This is a genomic window from Thermomonas aquatica (genome assembly GCF_006337105.1).
GTDB lineage: Bacteria > Pseudomonadota > Gammaproteobacteria > Xanthomonadales > Xanthomonadaceae > Thermomonas > Thermomonas aquatica.
Map to the genome: position 1 here is coordinate 1,305,733 of NZ_CP040871.1, position 16,787 is coordinate 1,322,519.

19 protein-coding genes and 1 tRNA gene are annotated in these 16,787 nt (G+C 69.7%); 5 read left to right on the plus strand and 15 right to left on the minus strand.

All coding sequences use genetic code 11. The features are described from left to right. Positions 1-6 precede the first annotated feature (6 nt). From maiA to rplM, 6 genes are all read right to left on the minus strand, one after another. Positions 7-675 (minus strand): maleylacetoacetate isomerase, encoded by a 669-nt coding sequence (gene maiA, locus FHQ07_RS06310; RefSeq protein WP_139716008.1) that lies wholly within the window; start codon positions 673-675, stop codon positions 7-9. A 104-nt stretch (positions 676-779) separates the two neighbouring features. Then, positions 780-1,769 carry a fumarylacetoacetate hydrolase family protein gene (locus FHQ07_RS06315; RefSeq protein ID WP_139716009.1) on the minus strand — a complete coding sequence of 330 codons (990 nt, stop codon included), beginning with the start codon at positions 1,767-1,769 and terminating at the stop codon, positions 780-782. Positions 1,770-1,835: 66 nt separating this feature from the next. Then, a complete protein-coding gene (locus tag FHQ07_RS06320; RefSeq protein ID WP_168191484.1) occupies positions 1,836-2,573 on the minus strand; it encodes a 2OG-Fe dioxygenase family protein in 738 nt (245 codons plus the stop codon). Between the two features lie 109 nt (positions 2,574-2,682). Beyond that, positions 2,683-2,757 (minus strand) — tRNA-Gln (locus FHQ07_RS06325). 48 nt (positions 2,758-2,805) lie between these two features. Beyond that, on the minus strand, positions 2,806-3,198 hold the full coding sequence (gene rpsI, locus FHQ07_RS06330; RefSeq protein ID WP_139716011.1) for a 30S ribosomal protein S9: 393 nt from the start codon (positions 3,196-3,198) through the stop codon (positions 2,806-2,808). Between the two features lie 2 nt (positions 3,199-3,200). Next, entirely contained in the window at positions 3,201-3,629 is a 429-nt protein-coding gene (rplM, locus tag FHQ07_RS06335; RefSeq protein WP_139716012.1) for a 50S ribosomal protein L13, read from the minus strand. Between the two features lie 194 nt (positions 3,630-3,823). On the opposite strand from rplM, the gene coq7 reads away from it, so the two are divergent. Then, positions 3,824-4,468 carry a 2-polyprenyl-3-methyl-6-methoxy-1,4-benzoquinone monooxygenase gene (gene coq7 / locus FHQ07_RS06340; protein WP_139716013.1) on the plus strand — a complete coding sequence of 215 codons (645 nt, stop codon included), beginning with the start codon at positions 3,824-3,826 and terminating at the stop codon, positions 4,466-4,468. A gap of 3 nt (positions 4,469-4,471) precedes the next feature. Here coq7 and FHQ07_RS06345 read toward each other — a convergent pair whose 3' ends face one another. After that, positions 4,472-5,032, minus strand: a complete 561-nt coding sequence (locus tag FHQ07_RS06345; RefSeq protein ID WP_139716014.1) for a YaeQ family protein — start codon at positions 5,030-5,032, stop codon at positions 4,472-4,474. Between the two features lie 125 nt (positions 5,033-5,157). On the opposite strand from FHQ07_RS06345, the gene FHQ07_RS06350 reads away from it, so the two are divergent. Further along, on the plus strand, positions 5,158-5,691 hold the full coding sequence (locus tag FHQ07_RS06350) for a DUF6630 family protein (protein WP_240703560.1): 534 nt from the start codon (positions 5,158-5,160) through the stop codon (positions 5,689-5,691). Positions 5,692-5,747: 56 nt separating this feature from the next. On the opposite strand, the gene speD is transcribed toward FHQ07_RS06350, so the two are convergent. After that, on the minus strand, positions 5,748-6,539 hold the full coding sequence (speD, locus tag FHQ07_RS06355) for an adenosylmethionine decarboxylase (RefSeq protein ID WP_139716015.1): 792 nt from the start codon (positions 6,537-6,539) through the stop codon (positions 5,748-5,750). A 126-nt stretch (positions 6,540-6,665) separates the two neighbouring features. Here speD and crp point away from each other — a divergent pair, with 126 nt between their 5' ends. From crp to FHQ07_RS06370, 3 genes are read left to right on the plus strand one after another with little or no spacing between them, the layout of a single operon-like run. After that, positions 6,666-7,346, plus strand: coding sequence for a cAMP-activated global transcriptional regulator CRP (gene crp, locus FHQ07_RS06360; RefSeq protein ID WP_139716016.1), 681 nt, complete (start codon positions 6,666-6,668; stop codon positions 7,344-7,346). A 43-nt stretch (positions 7,347-7,389) separates the two neighbouring features. Continuing rightward, positions 7,390-7,857 carry a GNAT family N-acetyltransferase gene (locus tag FHQ07_RS06365; protein ID WP_139716017.1) on the plus strand — a complete coding sequence of 156 codons (468 nt, stop codon included), beginning with the start codon at positions 7,390-7,392 and terminating at the stop codon, positions 7,855-7,857. Between the two features lies 1 nt (position 7,858). After that, positions 7,859-8,245: a zf-TFIIB domain-containing protein gene (locus FHQ07_RS06370; protein WP_139716018.1), complete on the plus strand. Its 387-nt coding sequence runs from the start codon at positions 7,859-7,861 to the stop codon at positions 8,243-8,245. Here the strand turns inward: FHQ07_RS06370 and FHQ07_RS06375 are convergent, their stop codons facing one another. From FHQ07_RS06375 to iadA, 7 genes are read right to left on the minus strand one after another with little or no spacing between them, the layout of a single operon-like run. Continuing rightward, on the minus strand, positions 8,246-8,962 hold the full coding sequence (locus FHQ07_RS06375) for a haloacid dehalogenase-like hydrolase (protein WP_139716019.1): 717 nt from the start codon (positions 8,960-8,962) through the stop codon (positions 8,246-8,248). Next, positions 8,959-9,750, minus strand: coding sequence for an indole-3-glycerol phosphate synthase TrpC (gene trpC / locus FHQ07_RS06380; RefSeq protein WP_139716020.1), 792 nt, complete (start codon positions 9,748-9,750; stop codon positions 8,959-8,961). The genes FHQ07_RS06375 and trpC overlap by 4 nt, the downstream gene beginning before the upstream one ends. Further along, positions 9,747-10,091: an antibiotic biosynthesis monooxygenase family protein gene (locus tag FHQ07_RS06385; protein ID WP_139716021.1), complete on the minus strand. Its 345-nt coding sequence runs from the start codon at positions 10,089-10,091 to the stop codon at positions 9,747-9,749. The genes trpC and FHQ07_RS06385 overlap by 4 nt, the downstream gene beginning before the upstream one ends. Positions 10,092-10,134: 43 nt before the next feature. Then, positions 10,135-11,907, minus strand: coding sequence for a Mur ligase family protein (locus FHQ07_RS06390; protein WP_139716022.1), 1,773 nt, complete (start codon positions 11,905-11,907; stop codon positions 10,135-10,137). Then, complete coding sequence (gene cphA, locus FHQ07_RS06395) at positions 11,904-14,684, minus strand: cyanophycin synthetase (RefSeq protein WP_139716023.1); 2,781 nt, start codon at positions 14,682-14,684, stop codon at positions 11,904-11,906. The genes FHQ07_RS06390 and cphA overlap by 4 nt, the downstream gene beginning before the upstream one ends. A 48-nt stretch (positions 14,685-14,732) precedes the next feature. Further along, complete coding sequence (locus FHQ07_RS06400; RefSeq protein ID WP_139716024.1) at positions 14,733-15,575, minus strand: cyanophycinase; 843 nt, start codon at positions 15,573-15,575, stop codon at positions 14,733-14,735. Between the two features lie 32 nt (positions 15,576-15,607). Beyond that, complete coding sequence (gene iadA / locus FHQ07_RS06405; protein WP_206202359.1) at positions 15,608-16,780, minus strand: beta-aspartyl-peptidase; 1,173 nt, start codon at positions 16,778-16,780, stop codon at positions 15,608-15,610. Positions 16,781-16,787 lie beyond the last annotated feature (7 nt).

Consider the following 16,787-nt stretch of genomic DNA (forward strand, 5'->3'; position numbering starts at 1 on the left):
GCCGGGTCAGCGGGCCTTCTCGGGCGCGTCGGGCTGTCGCTCCGGGCGCGCGGCATCGAACTCGGGCAGCTCCAGGCAGGCCGCCTCGATCCGCTGCAGGGCCGGGAAGCGCGCCATGTCCACGCCGAAACGGCGCGCGTTGTAGAGCTGCGGCACCAGGCAGCAGTCGGCCATGCCCGGCGTGTTGCCTTCGCAATAGGTCCCGGTCGAGGGATGGTCGGCGACCATCGCCTCCGCGGCGGACAGGCCTTCGACGATCCAGTGCCGCACCCATTCGTCGCGCTCGGGTTGCGGCACGTTCCATTCCTGCTCGAAGTACTGCAGCACGCGCAGGTTGTTGAGCGGGTGGATGTCGCAGGCCACCAGCAAGGCCAGCGCGCGCACGCGCTGGCGCTCGCGCGCGGTGCTCGGCAGCAGCGCCGGCGTCGGCCACATCTCGTCGAGGTATTCCAGGATCGCCAACGACTGGCTCAGGCGCCGGTGGCCGTGCCCGAGCACCGGGACCAGCTGCTGCGGGTTGATGCCGCGGTATTCGGCCGAATGCTGCTGGCCGCCGTCGTGCAGCAGGTGCACCGGCACGATGTCGTAGGCCAGCCCCTTCAGGTTGAGGCCGATGCGCACGCGGTACGCCGCGCTCGAGCGCCAGTACGAATACAGCTGCAGCGGTTCGCTCATCGGATCCCCATCCGCCTTTTCGCATGATCCCCGTCGCGGCACATTAGCGGCCGCACCCACTGCACGAACGACCGTTCGCCGGCCCGTTGCGACCGCCCGTGCGGTCAGTCCGCGGGCTGGCGCTCGATGCGTTGCTCGATCGCGCCGAAAATGCTGGCGCCGTCACGGTCCAGCACCTCGATGCGCACCGTGTCGCCGAAACTCATGAACGGCGTGGACGGCTTGCCGTCGCGCAGGGTTTCCACCGTGCGCCGTTCGGCGAAGCAGGACGCGCCGAGCGAGGTGTCCTCGTTCGCCACCGTGCCGGAGCCGACGATGGTGCCGGCCGACAGCGGCCGCGTCTTCGCCGCGTGCGCGACCAGCTGGGCGAAGTCGAACTGCATGTCCACGCCCGCTTCCGGCGCGCCGAACCATTCGCCGTTGATGTGGGTGAGCAGCGGCAGGTGCAGCTTGTTGCCCTGCCAGGCATCGCCGAGTTCGTCCGGGGTCACGAACACCGGGCTCAGCGCGCTGCGCGGCTTGGACTGCAGGAAGCCGAAGCCCTTGGCCAACTCCGGCGGGATCAGGTTGCGCAGCGAGACGTCGTTGACCAGGCCGACCAGCTGGATGTGCGATGCCGCCTGTTCCGGCGTGACCGCCATCGGCACGTCGTCGGTGACGATCACGATCTCGGCCTCGAGGTCGATGCCGTAATCCTCGCTGACCACCTTCACCGCATCGCGCGGGCCGTAGAAGCCAGCGCTGACCGCCTGGTACATCAGCGGGTCGACGTAGAAGCTCTCCGGCACCTCGGCGCCGCGCGCGCGGCGCACGCGCGCCACGTGCGGCAGGTAGGCGCTGCCGTCGACGAATTCGTAGGCGCGCGGCAGCGGCGCCGCCAGCGCCTGCATGTCGAGGTCGAACACGCCGTCGGCGCTGCCGTCGTTGAGCGCATCGGACAGCGCGTTGAGGCGCGGCGCGGCGCTTTCCCAGTCTTCCAGCGCGCGCTGCAGGGTCGGCGCGATGCCGGTGGCGCGCACCGCCTTGGCGAGGTCGCGCGAGACCACGACCAGGGTGCCGTCGCGCCCGCCTTCCTTGAGTGAACCCAGCTTCATGACGACCTCGGTATCTGCTTCGTTGCGATAGTTGCAATTGTAACGATATTGCCGGCGCGGATCGCGTCAGCCATCGCCCTGGAAACCCGCCGCGCGATACGTCAGCACCAGCGTGTCGCGATGCCCGTACGCGCCCAGCGGCTGGATCGGGGTGGACTCGTGGATCATCCGCGCATCGTCCAGCAGCAGCAGCGACCACGGCTCGCTCAGGGTGAAGCGCTGGCCGTCCGGGCCGTTGGCCTCGAACACCCGGGTTTCCCCGCCCTTGATGCCCTCGCGCGCGACCAGCAGCACCGCGACGAAATCGACGCCATCGCGATGCGCGCCCTCCGGCGTCGGCCGGCCCAGGCCATCGGCGGTGTCGATGCGGAACTGGTGGGCTTCGATCGACCAACGCGGCACCGGCATGCGCGCGGAGCACACCTGCGCCAGCGCCAGCAGCAGCTTCGCCCATGCCGGTTGCGCCACCACCGCCGCGTCCATCGGCTCGAACCAGCGCTGCATGCCGCCGTGCAGGGCGTTGTAGTCCAGCGACTGCCAGTGCATGCGGTGCGGCACCTGCCGCAACGCGCCGTCCTCGGCGACGAAGCAGGAATGCCGGCGCTTGCGGTAGCGGCCGCCGTCCTTCAGGTATTCGTCCGGACGCAGGTCGTCCCAGCTCGGGGTCAGCGCTGCGAGTTCGGCCCGATCCACGCCGGCAAGCGCCGCCACCGCATCGGGGGCCAGCACCGCGTAGCCGCGCGTGCGCAAGGCCCGGTCGAGGCCGTCCAGCGCGGCATAGGGGGCGGGGAAACTGGCGACCATGGCACCTCCGGCGAAGAGCGGCATTGTCGCATCGCGTCGCCACGGCGGGCATGGCGAATGCGCATGCCGAAACGACGAAACCCGCCTTGCGGCGGGTTTCGTCGTTGTATGGCAGCCCCGGATGGATTCGAACCACCGAATGCCTGAGTCAGAGTCAGGTGCCTTACCGCTTGGCGACGGGGCTATGCAGCGGATTGTAACGCCGGCCGCGAGGACCGGCGCAACGAAACCATTAACGCTTCGAGAACTGGGTGGCGCGGCGTGCCTTGTGCAGGCCGACCTTCTTGCGCTCGACTTCGCGCGCATCGCGGGTCATGAAACCGGCCTTGCGCAGCTCGCCCTTCAGGGTTTCGTCGTACTCGACCAGCGCGCGGGCGATGCCCAGGCGGATCGCGCCGGCCTGGCCGGTGGTGCCGCCGCCGGTGGTGGTGACGAGGATGTCGAAGGTCTCGACGTGCTTGGTCAGCTCCAGCGGCTGGCGCACGATCATGCGCGCGGTCTCGCGGCCGAAGAACTCGTCCAGCGGACGGTCGTTGACGGTGATGTTGCCGCTGCCCTTGCGCAGGAACACGCGGGCGGTGGAGGACTTGCGACGGCCGGTGCCGTAATTCTGGGTAATCGCCATGATCAGATGTCCAGCGTCTGCGGCTGCTGAGCAGCGTGCGGGTGTTCGGAGCCCTTGTAGACCTTGAGCTTGCGGTACATCGCGCGGCCCAGGGTGTTCTTCGGCAGCATGCCCTTGACCGCGATCTCGATCACGCGCTCCGGGTGGCGCTCCAGCGCCTGCTGCAGGGATTCGGTCTTCAGGTTGCCGACGTAGCCGGTGAAGCGGTGGTACATCTTGTCCTGCAGCTTCTTGCCGGTCACCGCGATCTTCTCGGCGTTGATCACGACGAGGTAGTCGCCGGTATCGACGTGCGGGGTGAAAACGGGCTTGTGCTTGCCGCGCAGGCGGTAGGCCAGTGCTGCGGCCAGGCGACCCAGGGTCTTGCCCTCGGCGTCGACGACGTACCAGTCGCGCTGGACGGTCTCGTTCTTGGCGATGAAAGTCTTCATGGGAACTCTTCTACGGGGTGCATGGTCGGGCTGGTTTCGAAACCGGATGCCCGGCTGCGGAACGTCGCCTCGCGTTGTTCTTCCGGCGCGGCCCAATGGGCATCTCTGACGAGAATGCGGCGCGAAAGGAGCGGGATGATAGCCCGGGCAGCGGGTTCGTGCAAGCCGGCTCCCCGGCGGCCTAGAATGGCCGCATGTCGACTTCGCGCATCCTGAGCCCGCTCGACCGCCTGCTGGACTCGGCGCAGAACGCCCTGTCCACCGTGGCCGGCCGCCCGCGCGCCGAGCGCGCCAACCCCGGCGAATCCACCCCCGAGGTGGTCCTGGACGAGGCCGAACGCCGCCACGCCGCCGGCCTGATGCGGATCAACCACGTCGGCGAGGTCTGCGCGCAGGCCTTGTACATCGGCCAGGCCGCGGTCGCCCGCGATCCCGCCACCCGCGAACAGTTGCTGGCCGCCGCGCAGGAAGAAACCGACCACCTGGCCTGGTGCGCGGACCGCCTGCGCGAGCTGGACAGCCGCCCCAGCCTGCTCAACCCGCTGTGGTACGCCGGCAGCTACGCGATCGGCGCATTGGCCGGGTTGCGCGGCGATGGCTGGAACCTGGGCTTCGTGGTCGAGACCGAGCGCCAGGTCGAGGCGCACCTGCAAGAACACCTGCAGACCCTGCCGGAGGCCGACGGCCGCAGCCGCGCCATCCTGCGCACGATGAAGGACGACGAAGCGCGCCACGCCGAGCACGCCGAAGCCGCCGGCGCCAAGATCCTGCCGCAACCGATCCCGCGGGTGATGGCATTGGCCTCGAAACTGATGAAATCGGTGGCCTACCGGGTCTGAAACTCAGTCCGCCGCCGCCATGCCGTCGCGCATGCGGATCCGCGGGCGCAGGCTCGCGCTGCGCTCGGCATCCATCAGCTGCAGTTCGCCGTCCTGGATCATCGCGGTGACCCGCATCCCGCGCGCCAGCAATGCAGTGGCGGCGGCCACCTCGGCATCGTCCAGCTCGATCACGCTGAGATTGCGCAACCGCGCCAGCGCCGCCGCGTTGCGCTTCCACCACGCTTCCGCGGCCTGCCCGCCATAACCGACCACCACGACTTGCGCGGCGCGCCCACTGGCCTTGCGCAGGCGCGACTCGTCCGGCTGGCCGAGCTCGATCCATTGCTCGATGGCGCCGGTGTAGTCGCGCCGCCACAGCGCCGGTTCGTCCTCGTCGCTCAGGCCGCGGCCGAACTCCAGGCGCTCGTCCGCGTGCAGCGCGAACGCCAGCAGCCGCACCAGCAGCCGGGTCTCGGTTTCCGACGGGTGCTGGGCCAGCGTGAGCGCGTGGCTGGCGTAGTAATGGCGGTCGAGGTCGGTGACCTGCAGCTCGGCCTTGTAGATGGTGGCATTGGCAGCCATGGCGCGTCCCGCGGCCGCGGGGCCGGATCGAAGGTGCGCCATTCTAGGGGCAGGCCGATGCCATGCCGGAGCCGCCGCCGTATCCTGCATGCCTGCGCAGGACACGCCAGCCCCGGACGCGCCCAATGACCAGCCACGAATACGATCCCGACGACAATTTCGGCCACGCCTTCCATGCACAGCACGGCGTGGACGACGACGACGCGCTGGAGGCGGTGGCCTGGCAGTTCCTGCTGCTGGTCAACCCGGACGACGAGGACGCGGCGCTGCAGCAGTTCGCCGCCTTCCAACTGGCGCTGGACGAAGCCGGCGGCGACGCCGACCCGGTGCCGCTGCTGCGCGACGCGATCGACTGGAAGGCCGGCTTCCACGTCGGCGAAGTCGACGCGCAGGCGCTGATGGAGGCGCTGGACGAACTGGCCGGGCGCTGGCGCCTGCACATCGACTGGGCGCTGGACGACGACGCCCGCGAGCTGCCCGACACGTCGGAATTGCTGCAGACCGCCTTCGCCCAGCTGCGCGAGCGCCATTACTGCCTGTGGACGATGGAGACCGGCGAACCCACGCTGGCCGGCTGGATCACCCACGAGCGCGACATGGAGGCGATGCAACTGGTCGCCAGCGCCTTGGGCATGCCGGCCCGGCCCGGCGCCGGCTGAGCCCCGCAACGAAAAAGCCGGCTTGCGCCGGCTCTTCGTCATCGGGATGCAGGTGGTCAGTCGACCAGGTTGCGCCCGTGGTAGAGCTCTTCGATCTCGCGCTTCAGCCGCGCCTCGATCTTCATCCGGTCCTTGAACGACAGGTTCTTCGCCTTCTCCTCGAACAGGTAGGTGTCGAGGTCGAATTCCTTCATGTGCATCTTGGTGTGGAAGATGTTCTCCTGGTAGACGTTGACGTCGAGCATCTCGTAGCGCGACTTCACGTTCTTGGCCAGGTAGTCCTGGATCGAATTGATCTTGTGGTCGATGAAGTGCTTGCGGCCCTTCACGTCGCGGGTGAAGCCGCGCACGCGGTAGTCCATCACCACGATGTCGCTTTCCAGCGACTCGATCAGGTAGTTCAGCGCCTTCAGCGGCGAGATCACCCCGCAGGTCGACACGTCGATGTCGGCGCGGAAGGTGGCGATGCCGTTGTCCGGGTGGGTTTCCGGATAGGTGTGCACGGTGATGTGCGACTTGTCCAGGTGCGCGACCACCGCGTCGGAGATCACGCCCTTGGCGTCGGCCTTGTCGACCACCGGCTGCTCGGAGATCAGGATCGTCACCGAGGCGCCCTGCGGGTCGTAGTCCTGGCGCGCGATGTTGAGGATGTTGGCGCCGATGATCTCCGCCACGTCGGTGAGGATCTGGGTCAGGCGGTCGGCGTTGTATTCCTCGTCGATGTACTCGATGTAGCGCCGGCGCTCGTCCTCGGAGGCGGCATAGCACACGTCGTAGATGTTGAACGACAGCGACTTGGTGAGGTTGTTGAAGCCTTGCAGCTTCAGGCGCGGCAGCGGTTTGACCACGGCGGTGAGTTCCGGAAGGCACGAACAGGGCCGCGATTATGCGGCAAAGCGCCGGCCGGCGCGTGCGCGGGGTTTGCCCCCCACCGCGGATCGGCCTACAGTGCGGGCGAAACCTGCCGAGACGCCATGAGCGCCACTTTCGCCAAACCGACCCCGCCGCGGATCGCCAACCCCCTGGGCGCGGACCCGGCCACCATCGAGCGCTTCATCGCGCATTGCCATCGCCGCAAGTACCCGGCGCGGACCGATGTGTTCCGCCCCGGCGACCCGGCCGGCACCCTGTACTACATCATTTCCGGCTCGGTCAGCATCATCGCCGGCGAGGAAGACGGCCGCGAGCTGGTGCTGGGCTACATCGGCCCCGGCGAATTCGTCGGCGAGATGGGCCTGTTCGTGGAAACCGAGCAGCGCGGGGTCGCCCTGCGCACCCGCACCGTCTGCGAACTGGCGGAGATCGGCTACGACCGCCTGCAGCTGCTGCTGACCACCCAGGCCAACGACGCCGCGCGCCTGCTGTATTCGATCGGCGCGCAGATCAGCCAGCGCCTGATGCACACCAGCCGCAAGGCCGGCCGCCTGGCCTTCCTCGACGTCAGCGACCGCATCTACCGCACCCTGTTCGACCTGGCCAAGGAACCGGAGGCGATGAGCCACCCGCAGGGCACCCAGCTGCGCGTCTCGCGGCAGGAGCTGGCCCGCCTGGTCGGCTGCTCGCGCGAGATGGCCGGGCGCGTGCTGAAGAAGCTGCAGGCCGACGGCAAGCTGCACGCGCGCGGCAAGACCGTGGTCGTGTACGGCACGCGCTAGGACGAGACCGCCGGATGACGCCTGCGCAAAGGGGATCGACCGCATGAGCCGCGCCTTCTCGACCGGCCACCATCCCCTGGGCACCGACCTGCGCATCGCGGTCATCGCCGATGCCGACGATGTCGCCCGCCTGCTCAGCGACCTCGGCTATCCCTGCGAGACCGACGAGGCGGTCGAACGCATCTCGGTCATCGCCGACAACGACCGCCAGGCGCTGGTGGTGGCCCGCCGCGACGGCGCGGTGGTCGGCCTGATCGCGCTGGACTTCATGTACTACCTGCCGCTGGGCACCACCACCTGCCGGGTCACCGCGCTGGTGGTCACCCCGACCGCGCAGGGCCTGGGCATCGGCCGCGCCCTGCTCAAGGAAGCCGAACGCCGCGCCCGCGTGGGCGGCGCCGCACGCATCGAACTGACCAGCGGCGCGCAACGCACCGAGGCGCACGCCTTCTATCGCGCCTGCGGCTACAAGGACAGTTCGGTGCGTTTCGTGAAACTGCTTGGAGCCTGAGATGCCGAACGACGCCACCCTCCCCGAGGCGCTGACCTGCCCGAAGTGCCAAGCGCAGATGCGCATCCAGCGCTATCCGGAGAACGATGCCTACCGCTGCGAGGGCTGCAGGGGCCTGTGGCTGCCGTTGATGGCGCACGAGCAGCTGGAGGAACGGGCGGAGCAGATCGATCCCGAGCAGTACCGGGGTTCGTCCGGCCCGGAACCGCGCACGCTGATGTGCCCGCAATGCGAATTCGTGCCGCTGATCCGGATGGTGGACGTCGAACAGCCCGACCTGCATTTCGAAAGCTGCAAGGAATGCTACGGCCGCTACTACGACGCCGGCGAATTCCGCCAGGTCAGCGAGGACCCTTCGTTCCTGGAACGCCTGTTCGGCCGCGATTGATCAGGCGGCCGGATCGCCGCCCCGCCCCGGGCAGCCCCAGTTGAGGATCGGCGTGCCGGCCGGCAGCACCCGGCGGAACATCGCCACCCGCTTCGCCTTCGGATTCACCACCACCGGCTTGCGCGCGGCCTGCAGCAGCGGCAGGTCGGCGCTGCTGTCGCTGTAGGCGGCGGCCACCGGCTGGGTATAGCCGGCCTCGCGCAGCATGGTCATCTTCATCGCGTGGTGGCAGTGGCGGAGCGCGCCGAGCGCGCCGAATTTCGGCCCGACCAGGGTGCCGACCACCGGCACGTCCTCGTGGGCGACGAAGGCCAGGATCGCGCGCGCCAGTTCCGGCGGCGCGCCGGTGGCGACGACGACGCGGTCGCCGGCTTCGCGATGCTTGTGCAGGACATCCAGGGCCAGCGGCAGCAGGCGCGCCTTGATCGCCTGCGCATGGGTTTCGATATAGCGGTCGATCAATGCATCGAGGTCGCGCCGACGGTGGATTCCGATGGTGCCGATCCACACGAACACCGAGATCCCGGCGCGGCGCGTCGGCAGCCAGGCCACCATCGGCCCGGCGACAGGCGCCGCGAGCAGCGCCAGCAACTGCCGCCACCAGGCGCGGTCGAGCAGCCACTTGAACAGGTGGCTGCCGGAATCGCCGTCGTACAGGGTGTGGTCGAAGTCGAACACCACCAGCGGCGCATCGACGCGCGGCCCCGGGTAGCTCATGCGGCGAACAACGCGCGCAGCGCCGCGCCCGGATCGGGCTGGCGCATGAAGGCCTCGCCGACCAGGAAGGCGTCGACCGCGTTGTCGCGCATCAGCGCCACGTCGGCGCGGCCGAGGATGCCGCTCTCGGTGACCAGCACGCGGTCCGCCGGCACCATCGGCTTCAGCGCCAGCGTGGTCTGCAGCGAGACGTCGAAGGTCTTCAGGTTGCGGTTGTTGATGCCGAGCAGGCGCGCCGGCACCGGCAGCGCGCGTTCGAGCTCGTCCAGGTCGTGCACTTCCACCAGCACGTCCACGCCCAGCTCGCCGGCGATGAAGGCGTATTCGGCCAGTTGCACGTCGTCCAGCGCGGCGGCGATCAGCAGCACGCAATCGGCGCCGAGCACGCGCGATTCGTACAGCTGCCAGGCATCGACGATGAAGTCCTTGCGCAGCACCGGCAGCGCGCAGGCATCGCGCGCGGCGACCAGGTACTCGTCCGCGCCCTGGAAGAAATCGATGTCGGTCAGCACCGACAAACAGGCCGCGCCGCCGGCTTCGTAGCTGCGCGCGATGGCGGCGGGATCGAAGTCGGCGCGGATCACGCCCTTGGACGGGCTGGCCTTCTTCACCTCGGCGATCACCGCGGCATCGCCGGCGGCGATCTTCGCCGCGACCGCATCGGCGAAGCCGCGCAGCGGCGGCGCGGAGGCCGCGCGCGCCTTCAGTTCGAACAGCGAGACGCGCTCGCGGCGTGCGGCGACTTCGTCGCGCTTGCGGGCCAGGATGGTGTCGAGGATGGTGCTCATCGCGGTTGCGGCTTCCTGTAGGCGCGCTCGACTTTCGCCACGCGCAGTTCGAAGTGGTCGTACCAATGCGTGCGCCCGTGGGCGCGGGTGGCGGCGTGTTCGGCCTGGTGCTTCCAGGCGCCGATCGCGGCTTCGCTGGCCCAGTAGGACACGGTGATGCCGAAGCCGTCCGCGCCGCGCGCGCCTTCCACGCCCAGATAACCCGGCTGCTGCGCGGCCAGCGCCAGCATGCGCGACGCCGCGGCCTGGTAGCCCGCCTCGTCCTCGCCGTTGCGCAGCGAGGAGAAGATCACCGCGAAGTACGGCGGTGGCGGCAGGTCGGCGAAACGATGATCCGGCATGGGACGGGACGGCGCGGGGGTGCGCCATTCTAGTCGAGCCGGCTCAGTCTTCCGGCAGCCGCTGGCCCGCGCGCCAGCCCTCGGCCTGCAGGCGATCCAGCAGGGCCACCACCGCGTCGCGGCGTTCCGGCTCGTGGATCGGCAGCACCAGCAGGTCGCCGGGACGCGCCCATTGCAGCGCCTCGCGCGCGGCCTGCGCCTCGTCCAGGCAGACCGGCAGCGCGGCGGCCTCCATCCCGGCGGCGCGCAGCGCGCCGAACAGGATCGCCGCCACCTCGCCGGAGGCGCGGCCGCGCAGGTAGTCGCCGCCGATGTCCTTCAGCCACACGCGATCCGGCTGCGCCTCCGCGGCGACCGCCGCCAGCGCGCGGAAATCGTCTTCCAGGCGGTTGCCGGCATGCCCCAGCAACAGGGCCAGCCGGCCGTTGCCGCGCAGGCCGTCGGCGACCTGCAGCAGGCCGCGCAGGCCGTCCGGGTTGTGCGCGTAGTCCAGCAGCACTTCGACATTGCCCAGGGTCCAGCGCTGCAGGCGCCCGGGGTTGTCCGCATGGCTCGCGCCGAAGCGCGCCAGCACCGCGGCGACGGTGGCCGGCGCGATGCCGAGCGCGGATGCCGCCAGCGATGCCGCGGCGATGTTGGCGATGTTGTAGCGCGCGCTGCCGCCGAGGGTGAGCGGCATGTCGGCGATGGCGCCGAGGTCGTGTTCGCTGCCATCCAGCGAGAGCACCAGGCGACCCTCGCGCACGCCGCAGGCAAGCGCGCCACGCGCCAGCGCATCTTCGAGCGCCAGCGCGAACCAGCCGATCATCGATTTGCCGGTGGCTGCGGCATGCCGCACCAGCAACGGATCATCGGCGTTCAGCACCAGCAAGCCATCCGCGGCCAGCGACTTCGCGACCACCAGCTTGACCGCGGCGATGTCGTCCAGCGTGTGCACGCCGTATTCGCCGAAATGGTCGGCGCTGACGTTGGTGACCACGGCGACGCGCGCATCGTTCGCCACCAGCCCGCGCCGCAGCAGGCCGCCGCGCGCGGTTTCCAGCACCGCCGCCTGCACCCGCGCATCGCGCAACACGGTGCGCGCGCCGACCGGGCCGGAATAGTCGCCGGCCTCGACGCGTTCGCCGTCGATGAACAGGCCATCGGTGCTGCTGTAGCCGGCGCGCAGGCCGTGCGCGCGCAGCATCGCGGCGAGCAGGCGCACGGTGGTGGTCTTGCCGTTGGAGCCGGTGACCACGGCTTTCGGGATCGCGCGCAAACGCGTCCACGGCACGGCATCGATGGCGGGCAATGCGTCCAGCGGCCAAGCATGCGCGGCTTCGCCTTCGCCGATGGACAGCGCCTCGTCGTCGGCGTGCGCGGGAACGCCATGCGCGCGCGCGGCCTCGACCAACGCGGCCATCGCCGGCTTGGCTTCCGCATCGGCCAAGGCGCGCAACTGGCGCAGCGCGTCTTCATCGTCGAAATGGGCGACATGCGGACGCGGCGATTCGCCGTCTTCATCGACCGGCGCGTCGCTCGCACGCATGCCGAGCGCGGAGAACAGCGCCCATTCGTTGGCCTCTGCGGCGATGTAGAGCTGGTCGAGCGGCGCCTCGAACGCGAGCGACGCGCCGCTCGCGTGTTCGCGCACGAACAGCGCGCCATCCGGCCAAGCCAGTGCCTTGCGCACGCGCGCGATGTTGTCGCGCCAGCGCTGCAAGGCCGCGGCATCGAACACCAGGCCCGGCGCGGTTTCCAGTGCCGCGCCGGTGCCGTCGAAATACAGGTTGGCGCCGGTCAACCGGCGCGAATCCTCGAACGGTTCGCCGCTCAATCGCTTTCCTCGCGCTCGAAGCGCAGGCCGCGTTCGTCGCGCACCACGCCTTCCATCGCCGCCACCAGCTGTTCGTCCAGCGTGGTTTCGAGCTGGGGCACTTCCGCGCGCGGCGCCGCCTTCGGCATGTCGCCGTCCGGCTTGAAGCGGATGATCTGCTTCCAGCTGCGGGTCAGCGCGTCGGCGAACACCAGCAGCAGGTCGCCGGGCTGGCCCATGCGCAGCGCGGCATCGATCGCCTGCTGCTCGTCCGGGATCACGGTGATCGCGCTTTCCTCCACGCCGGCCGCCTGCAGCGCCTTGGCGATGATCCGCGGCACCTCGTCGCCGTCGCGGCCGCGCAGGGAATCGTCGCGGCGGCAGACGTAATGGTCGAACTTGCCGGCCAGCACCCTGGCGATCTCGCGCAGGTCCTCGTCGCGGCGGTCGCCGGGGCCGGCCACCACCACGATCCGGCGGCTGGCATCGAGCCGCTGCGCCAGGTCGGCCATCACGCCGACCGCGTGCGCGTTGTGCGCGTAGTCCATCACCACCTTGAACGGATGCTCGTTGTACACGTTCATCCGCCCCGGGGCCTGGAAGAAGGTGGTGTCGAAAGTGCGCAGGCCGTGGCGGATGGCGTCCAGCTTGATGCCCAGCGAGAAGGCCATCGCCGCCGCGACCATCGCGTTCTGCACGTTGTGCAAGGCGCGCCCCTCCAGCGTGGCCGGGACCAGGTGCGTCCACATCAGCGGGATGTGGCTGCCCTTGTCGTACAGGGTGATCATGTGGCCGTTGACGCCCTGCTCCAGCGCGCAGGCGCGGCCGCCGGCGCGGATGTGCTCGCGCACCAGCGGATGCGAGGGGTTCATCGTCACGTAGCAGATGACCTTGGCATCGGTATACGCCGACATCTTCAGCACGTTCGGATCGTCGGCGTTGAGCACCGCGCATTCGCGGGCCACTTCGACCACGATCCGCTTGACCTCGGCCAGTTGCTCGAGGGTGTCGATGCCCTTCATGCCCAGGTGGTCGGAGGCGACGTTGATCACCGCGCCGACGTCGACCCCGTCCACGCCCATGCCGGCGCGCACCAGCCCGCCGCGCGCGGTTTCCAGCACGGCGAAATCGATCTGCGGGTCCGCCAGCACCATCCGCGCCGACACCGGCCCGGTCATGTCGCCTTCCACCGTGCGCTGGCCGTCGATGTAGACGCCGTCGGTGGTAGTCAGGCCCGGCGTGTAGCCGGCCATCTTGGCGATGTGCGCCAGCATGCGCGCGGTGGTGGTCTTGCCGTTGGTGCCGGTCACCGCGGCGATCGGCACGCGGCTTGGCGCGCCGGCCGGGAACAGCATGTCGATGACCGGACCGGCGGCGTCGCGCGGGGTGCCTTCGCTGGGCGCGATGTGCATGCGGAAGCCGGGCGCCGCGTTCACCTCGCAGATGCCGCCGCCGATCGACTTGTAGCTTTCGGCGATGTTCGTGCTGAGGAAGTCCACGCCGCCGACGTCCAGCCCGATCGCGCGCACCGCGCGTTCGGCCATCGCCCGGTTGTCGGGATGGATGATGTCGGTGACGTCGGTCGCGGTGCCGCCGGTGGAGAGGTTGGCGGTGGAACGCAGCGGCACCACTTCATCGGCTTTCGGGATCGAATCGGCGGTGTAGCCGGCGCGCTCCAGCATCAGCTCGGCCTCGCGGTCCAGCTTGAGCTTGGTCAGCACCTTCTCGTGGCCGACGCCGCGGCGCGGATCGCTGTTCACGATCTCGACCAGTTCCGCCACCGTGCGCTTGCCGTCGCCGACCACGTGGCCGGGCGTGCGCCGGGTCGCCGCGACCAGCTCGCCGTTGACCACCAGCAGGCGATGGTCGTCGCCGGCCAGGTAGGTCTCCACGATCACCGAACGCGAATGCTCGCGCGCGGCCTCGAAACCGGCGCGGATCTCGTCCTCGTCGCTGACGTTGATGGTGATGCCGCGGCCATGGTTGCCGTTGTACGGCTTAAGCACGACGCCGCCGCCGAGGCGACGCGCGGCGCGCACCGCCTCCGATGCGCTGGTCACCAGGTGCTGCTGCGGCACCGGCAGGCCGAGCGAGGCCAGGATCTTGTTGGTCTCTTCCTTGTCGCTGGCCAGTTCCACCGCGATATGCGGGGTGCGCCCGGTGACGGTGGCCTGGATGCGCTGCTGGTACTTGCCGTGGCCGAGCTGCACCAGCGACTGTTCGTTGAGGCGCAGCCATGGGATGCCGCGGTCCACCGCCGCCTTCACCAGCGAGGCGGTCGACGGCCCCAGCGCACGGCGTTGCGCATAGCGGATGAAGCCGTCGCGCTCCACTTCCCAGTCCCACGAATCGTCGGTGGCGCTGCGCAATTCCGCAGGCAACAGCGAATCGAGCAGCTTCAGCGCCAGCTCGCCGGCGGCGATGCCCTCCTCGCGCTGTGCGTATTCGTAGACCACCGAATACACGCCGGGGCGGTCGTCGGAGATGCTGCGGGTCTTGCCGAAGGTCACGTCCTCGCCGGCGACGTTCTGCAGCTCGATGGCGACGTGTTCCAGCACGTGGCCCAGCCAGGTGCCCTCGCCCTCGCGCATGCGGCGGATGAAGCCGCCGGGCTCGCGGTACGAGCAGCCGTGCTCGGCCAGGCCCGGCAGCGCCGCGACCAGCGCATCCACGAACGCGGGGCCCAGCTTGGCGGTGGGCCATTGCTCCAGCGCGCCGAGGTCGAGCTCGAGGCGGATGACCGGGAACTTCGCGTACTGCGAGGGCCCCACGTAGACATTGCGACTCAGGATCCGCATCGATAGCCCCTTGCTCGATTCTTCGTGTTGTTCAGCGTGCGACGACGATCATTCCTTCACGGGCGACAGCGTGCCGGCAGCGGCCTTGCGCGTTTCCAGGTTGTAGGTGGCGCCGGCGGTCAGGATGTGGATCTGCGCGCCGAGCATGCACACCGGCGCATCGCCATCGACCTGCGCCATCGACGAGTACTGCAAGTCGTCGGCATCGACCACGGTGACCGCGCCGCTGCCCTCGACCTCGATCACGTTGTCCGGGCCGATGAAGGCGGCGGTGTCCTCGTCGACGCCCAGGCCGATCGCGAACGGGTTGTAGGCCAGCGCCGCCAGCAGCCTGCCGAGCCGGTCGCGCTGGCGGAAATGCTGGTCGATGACGACGCGGTTGGTCAGGCCCAGGCCCGGCGCCAGGCGCACGCTGTTCGCGCGCGGGGTGGCGCTGTCGCTGTCGCCGCCGGCGATCATGTGCTCGCTGAGGATGCCGGCGCCGGCGCTGGTGCCGCCGACCGGGATGCCGTGCGCATTGCAGGCGCGGATCGCCTGCGCCACCGGGGTGCCGCCGAGGATGGTGGACAGCCGCAGCTGGTTGCCGCCGGTGATGAAGATGCCGCTGGCCTGTTCGATCCGCGCCACCCGGTTGCGCTCGCGCGCGTCGCGGCGGGTGTCGAAGTCCAGCACGTGCACGTTGCGCGCGCCCATCCCGCCGAACAGCTGTTCGTAGCGGTCGCCGGTATCGTTGAGCTTGCTCGCGGTCGGGATCACCGCGATCTCCGCGCCCTGGCCGCCGCACAGTTCGAAGAACTTGCGCAGCACGCGCATGTCGTTCTGCTTGTCCTCGGCACCGCCGATGGGAACGATCCAGCCGCGCTGCGCGCCTTCGGCCACCTTGCTTGGCATGTGTTGCGGGTTCCCCTGAAACCTTGGTTCTATCAGCGCTCGAACATACCACGGCGGACGACGTCGCCCGCGCGGACATGGGCCACGCCGCCCAGCCAGACATGGCGGGCCGCGCCCTGCCCATCCAGCGCCACCAGGTCGGCATCGCCGCCCACCGCGATCCGGCCCTTGCCCGGCAAGCGCAACAGGTCGGCCACGTTGCGGGTGAAGGCCGGCAACGCGCGTTCCAGCAGCAGGCCGCGGGCGACGAGTTCGTTGAGCGTGTCCAGCAGCGCGCCGGAATGGCCGACGTCCATGCCGCAGACCCGGCCGTGCTCGTCGAAACAGGGCAGGCAGCCGCCGGCATCGGAGCTGATGCTGACCCGCTCCGGCGGCGCGCCGCTGTCGAGGTAGCGCAGCAGGGCCTCGGCGGCGGGCCAGGCGTCTTCGCCCTCCTCGACCGGGAAGGCGGTGATGTCGACGTGGCAACCGCGCTTCGCCAGCGCCACCGCTTCCTCGAACAGCGCCTTCTTGCGGTTGACGTGGGTCGGCTGGAACACGCGCGGCGGCAGCTCGCTGGTATCGAGCGCCTGCCGCACCAGTTCGAGCCCGCGCACGCCATCGCCCAGGTGCAGGTGGACGATGCCGGCCTTGCCGGTCATCAGCCCGGCCACGTGCGCTTCCGAGGCGAGCCGCAGCACGTCGTCCAAGGTCGGCTGGCTGGAACGATGGTCGCTGATCGCGACTTCGCCGACGCCGATCAAGGCATCGCTGAACACGATGTCGCCGCGCACGGTGCCGGTGAGCGTGGTCGGCGGCAGGTGGTAGCCGCCGCAGTAGCCCCATGCGCCCAGGCCCTGTTCGCGCAGCGCGTACACATGCGAGAGCAGTTCGTTGGTGCCGCGCGAAACGTCGTCGGTGCCCAGCAAACCGATCACCGAGGTCACGCCGGCGCGGGTGTAGCGTGACAGCAACGGCGCCGGCACGCGGCTGGCGTAACCGGCCTCGCCGCCGCCGCCGCTGACATGCACATGGCCGTCGATGAAACCGGGGATCAGGCGCGCGCCATCGAGATCGATGGTGTCGATGGCGAGTGCGTCCGGCAAGGCCGGTTCGGCTTCGCCCATCCACAGCAGCTTGCCGCCGCCGAGCAGCAGGTGGCGGCGGCCCAGCGCCTCGGGCGCGTACACGTCGGCATTGCGCAGCAGGAGCATGGGTGCGGTCATCGCGGCA

What these genes read in the sequence shown, in the direction of transcription:
- coq7 (WP_139716013.1), top strand. Translation starts at nt 3,824, where the DNA reads ATGTCGACTTCGCGCATCCTGAGCCCGCTCGACCGCCTGCTGGACTCG.
- FHQ07_RS06350 (WP_240703560.1), top strand. Translation starts at nt 5,158, where the DNA reads ATGACCAGCCACGAATACGATCCCGACGACAATTTCGGCCACGCCTTC.
- FHQ07_RS06400 (WP_139716024.1), bottom strand. Translation starts at nt 15,575, where the DNA reads ATGCCAAGCAAGGTGGCCGAAGGCGCGCAGCGCGGCTGGATCGTTCCC.
- cphA (WP_139716023.1), bottom strand. Translation starts at nt 14,684, where the DNA reads ATGCGGATCCTGAGTCGCAATGTCTACGTGGGGCCCTCGCAGTACGCG.
- crp (WP_139716016.1), top strand. Translation starts at nt 6,666, where the DNA reads ATGAGCGCCACTTTCGCCAAACCGACCCCGCCGCGGATCGCCAACCCC.
- iadA (WP_206202359.1), bottom strand. Translation starts at nt 16,780, where the DNA reads ATGACCGCACCCATGCTCCTGCTGCGCAATGCCGACGTGTACGCGCCC.
- FHQ07_RS06365 (WP_139716017.1), top strand. Translation starts at nt 7,390, where the DNA reads ATGAGCCGCGCCTTCTCGACCGGCCACCATCCCCTGGGCACCGACCTG.
- FHQ07_RS06370 (WP_139716018.1), top strand. Translation starts at nt 7,859, where the DNA reads ATGCCGAACGACGCCACCCTCCCCGAGGCGCTGACCTGCCCGAAGTGC.
- FHQ07_RS06320 (WP_168191484.1), bottom strand. Translation starts at nt 2,573, where the DNA reads ATGGTCGCCAGTTTCCCCGCCCCCTATGCCGCGCTGGACGGCCTCGAC.
- FHQ07_RS06375 (WP_139716019.1), bottom strand. Translation starts at nt 8,962, where the DNA reads ATGAGCTACCCGGGGCCGCGCGTCGATGCGCCGCTGGTGGTGTTCGAC.
- FHQ07_RS06345 (WP_139716014.1), bottom strand. Translation starts at nt 5,032, where the DNA reads ATGGCTGCCAATGCCACCATCTACAAGGCCGAGCTGCAGGTCACCGAC.
- FHQ07_RS06315 (WP_139716009.1), bottom strand. Translation starts at nt 1,769, where the DNA reads ATGAAGCTGGGTTCACTCAAGGAAGGCGGGCGCGACGGCACCCTGGTC.
- rplM (WP_139716012.1), bottom strand. Translation starts at nt 3,629, where the DNA reads ATGAAGACTTTCATCGCCAAGAACGAGACCGTCCAGCGCGACTGGTAC.
- trpC (WP_139716020.1), bottom strand. Translation starts at nt 9,750, where the DNA reads ATGAGCACCATCCTCGACACCATCCTGGCCCGCAAGCGCGACGAAGTC.
- maiA (WP_139716008.1), bottom strand. Translation starts at nt 675, where the DNA reads ATGAGCGAACCGCTGCAGCTGTATTCGTACTGGCGCTCGAGCGCGGCG.
- rpsI (WP_139716011.1), bottom strand. Translation starts at nt 3,198, where the DNA reads ATGGCGATTACCCAGAATTACGGCACCGGCCGTCGCAAGTCCTCCACC.
- FHQ07_RS06385 (WP_139716021.1), bottom strand. Translation starts at nt 10,091, where the DNA reads ATGCCGGATCATCGTTTCGCCGACCTGCCGCCACCGCCGTACTTCGCG.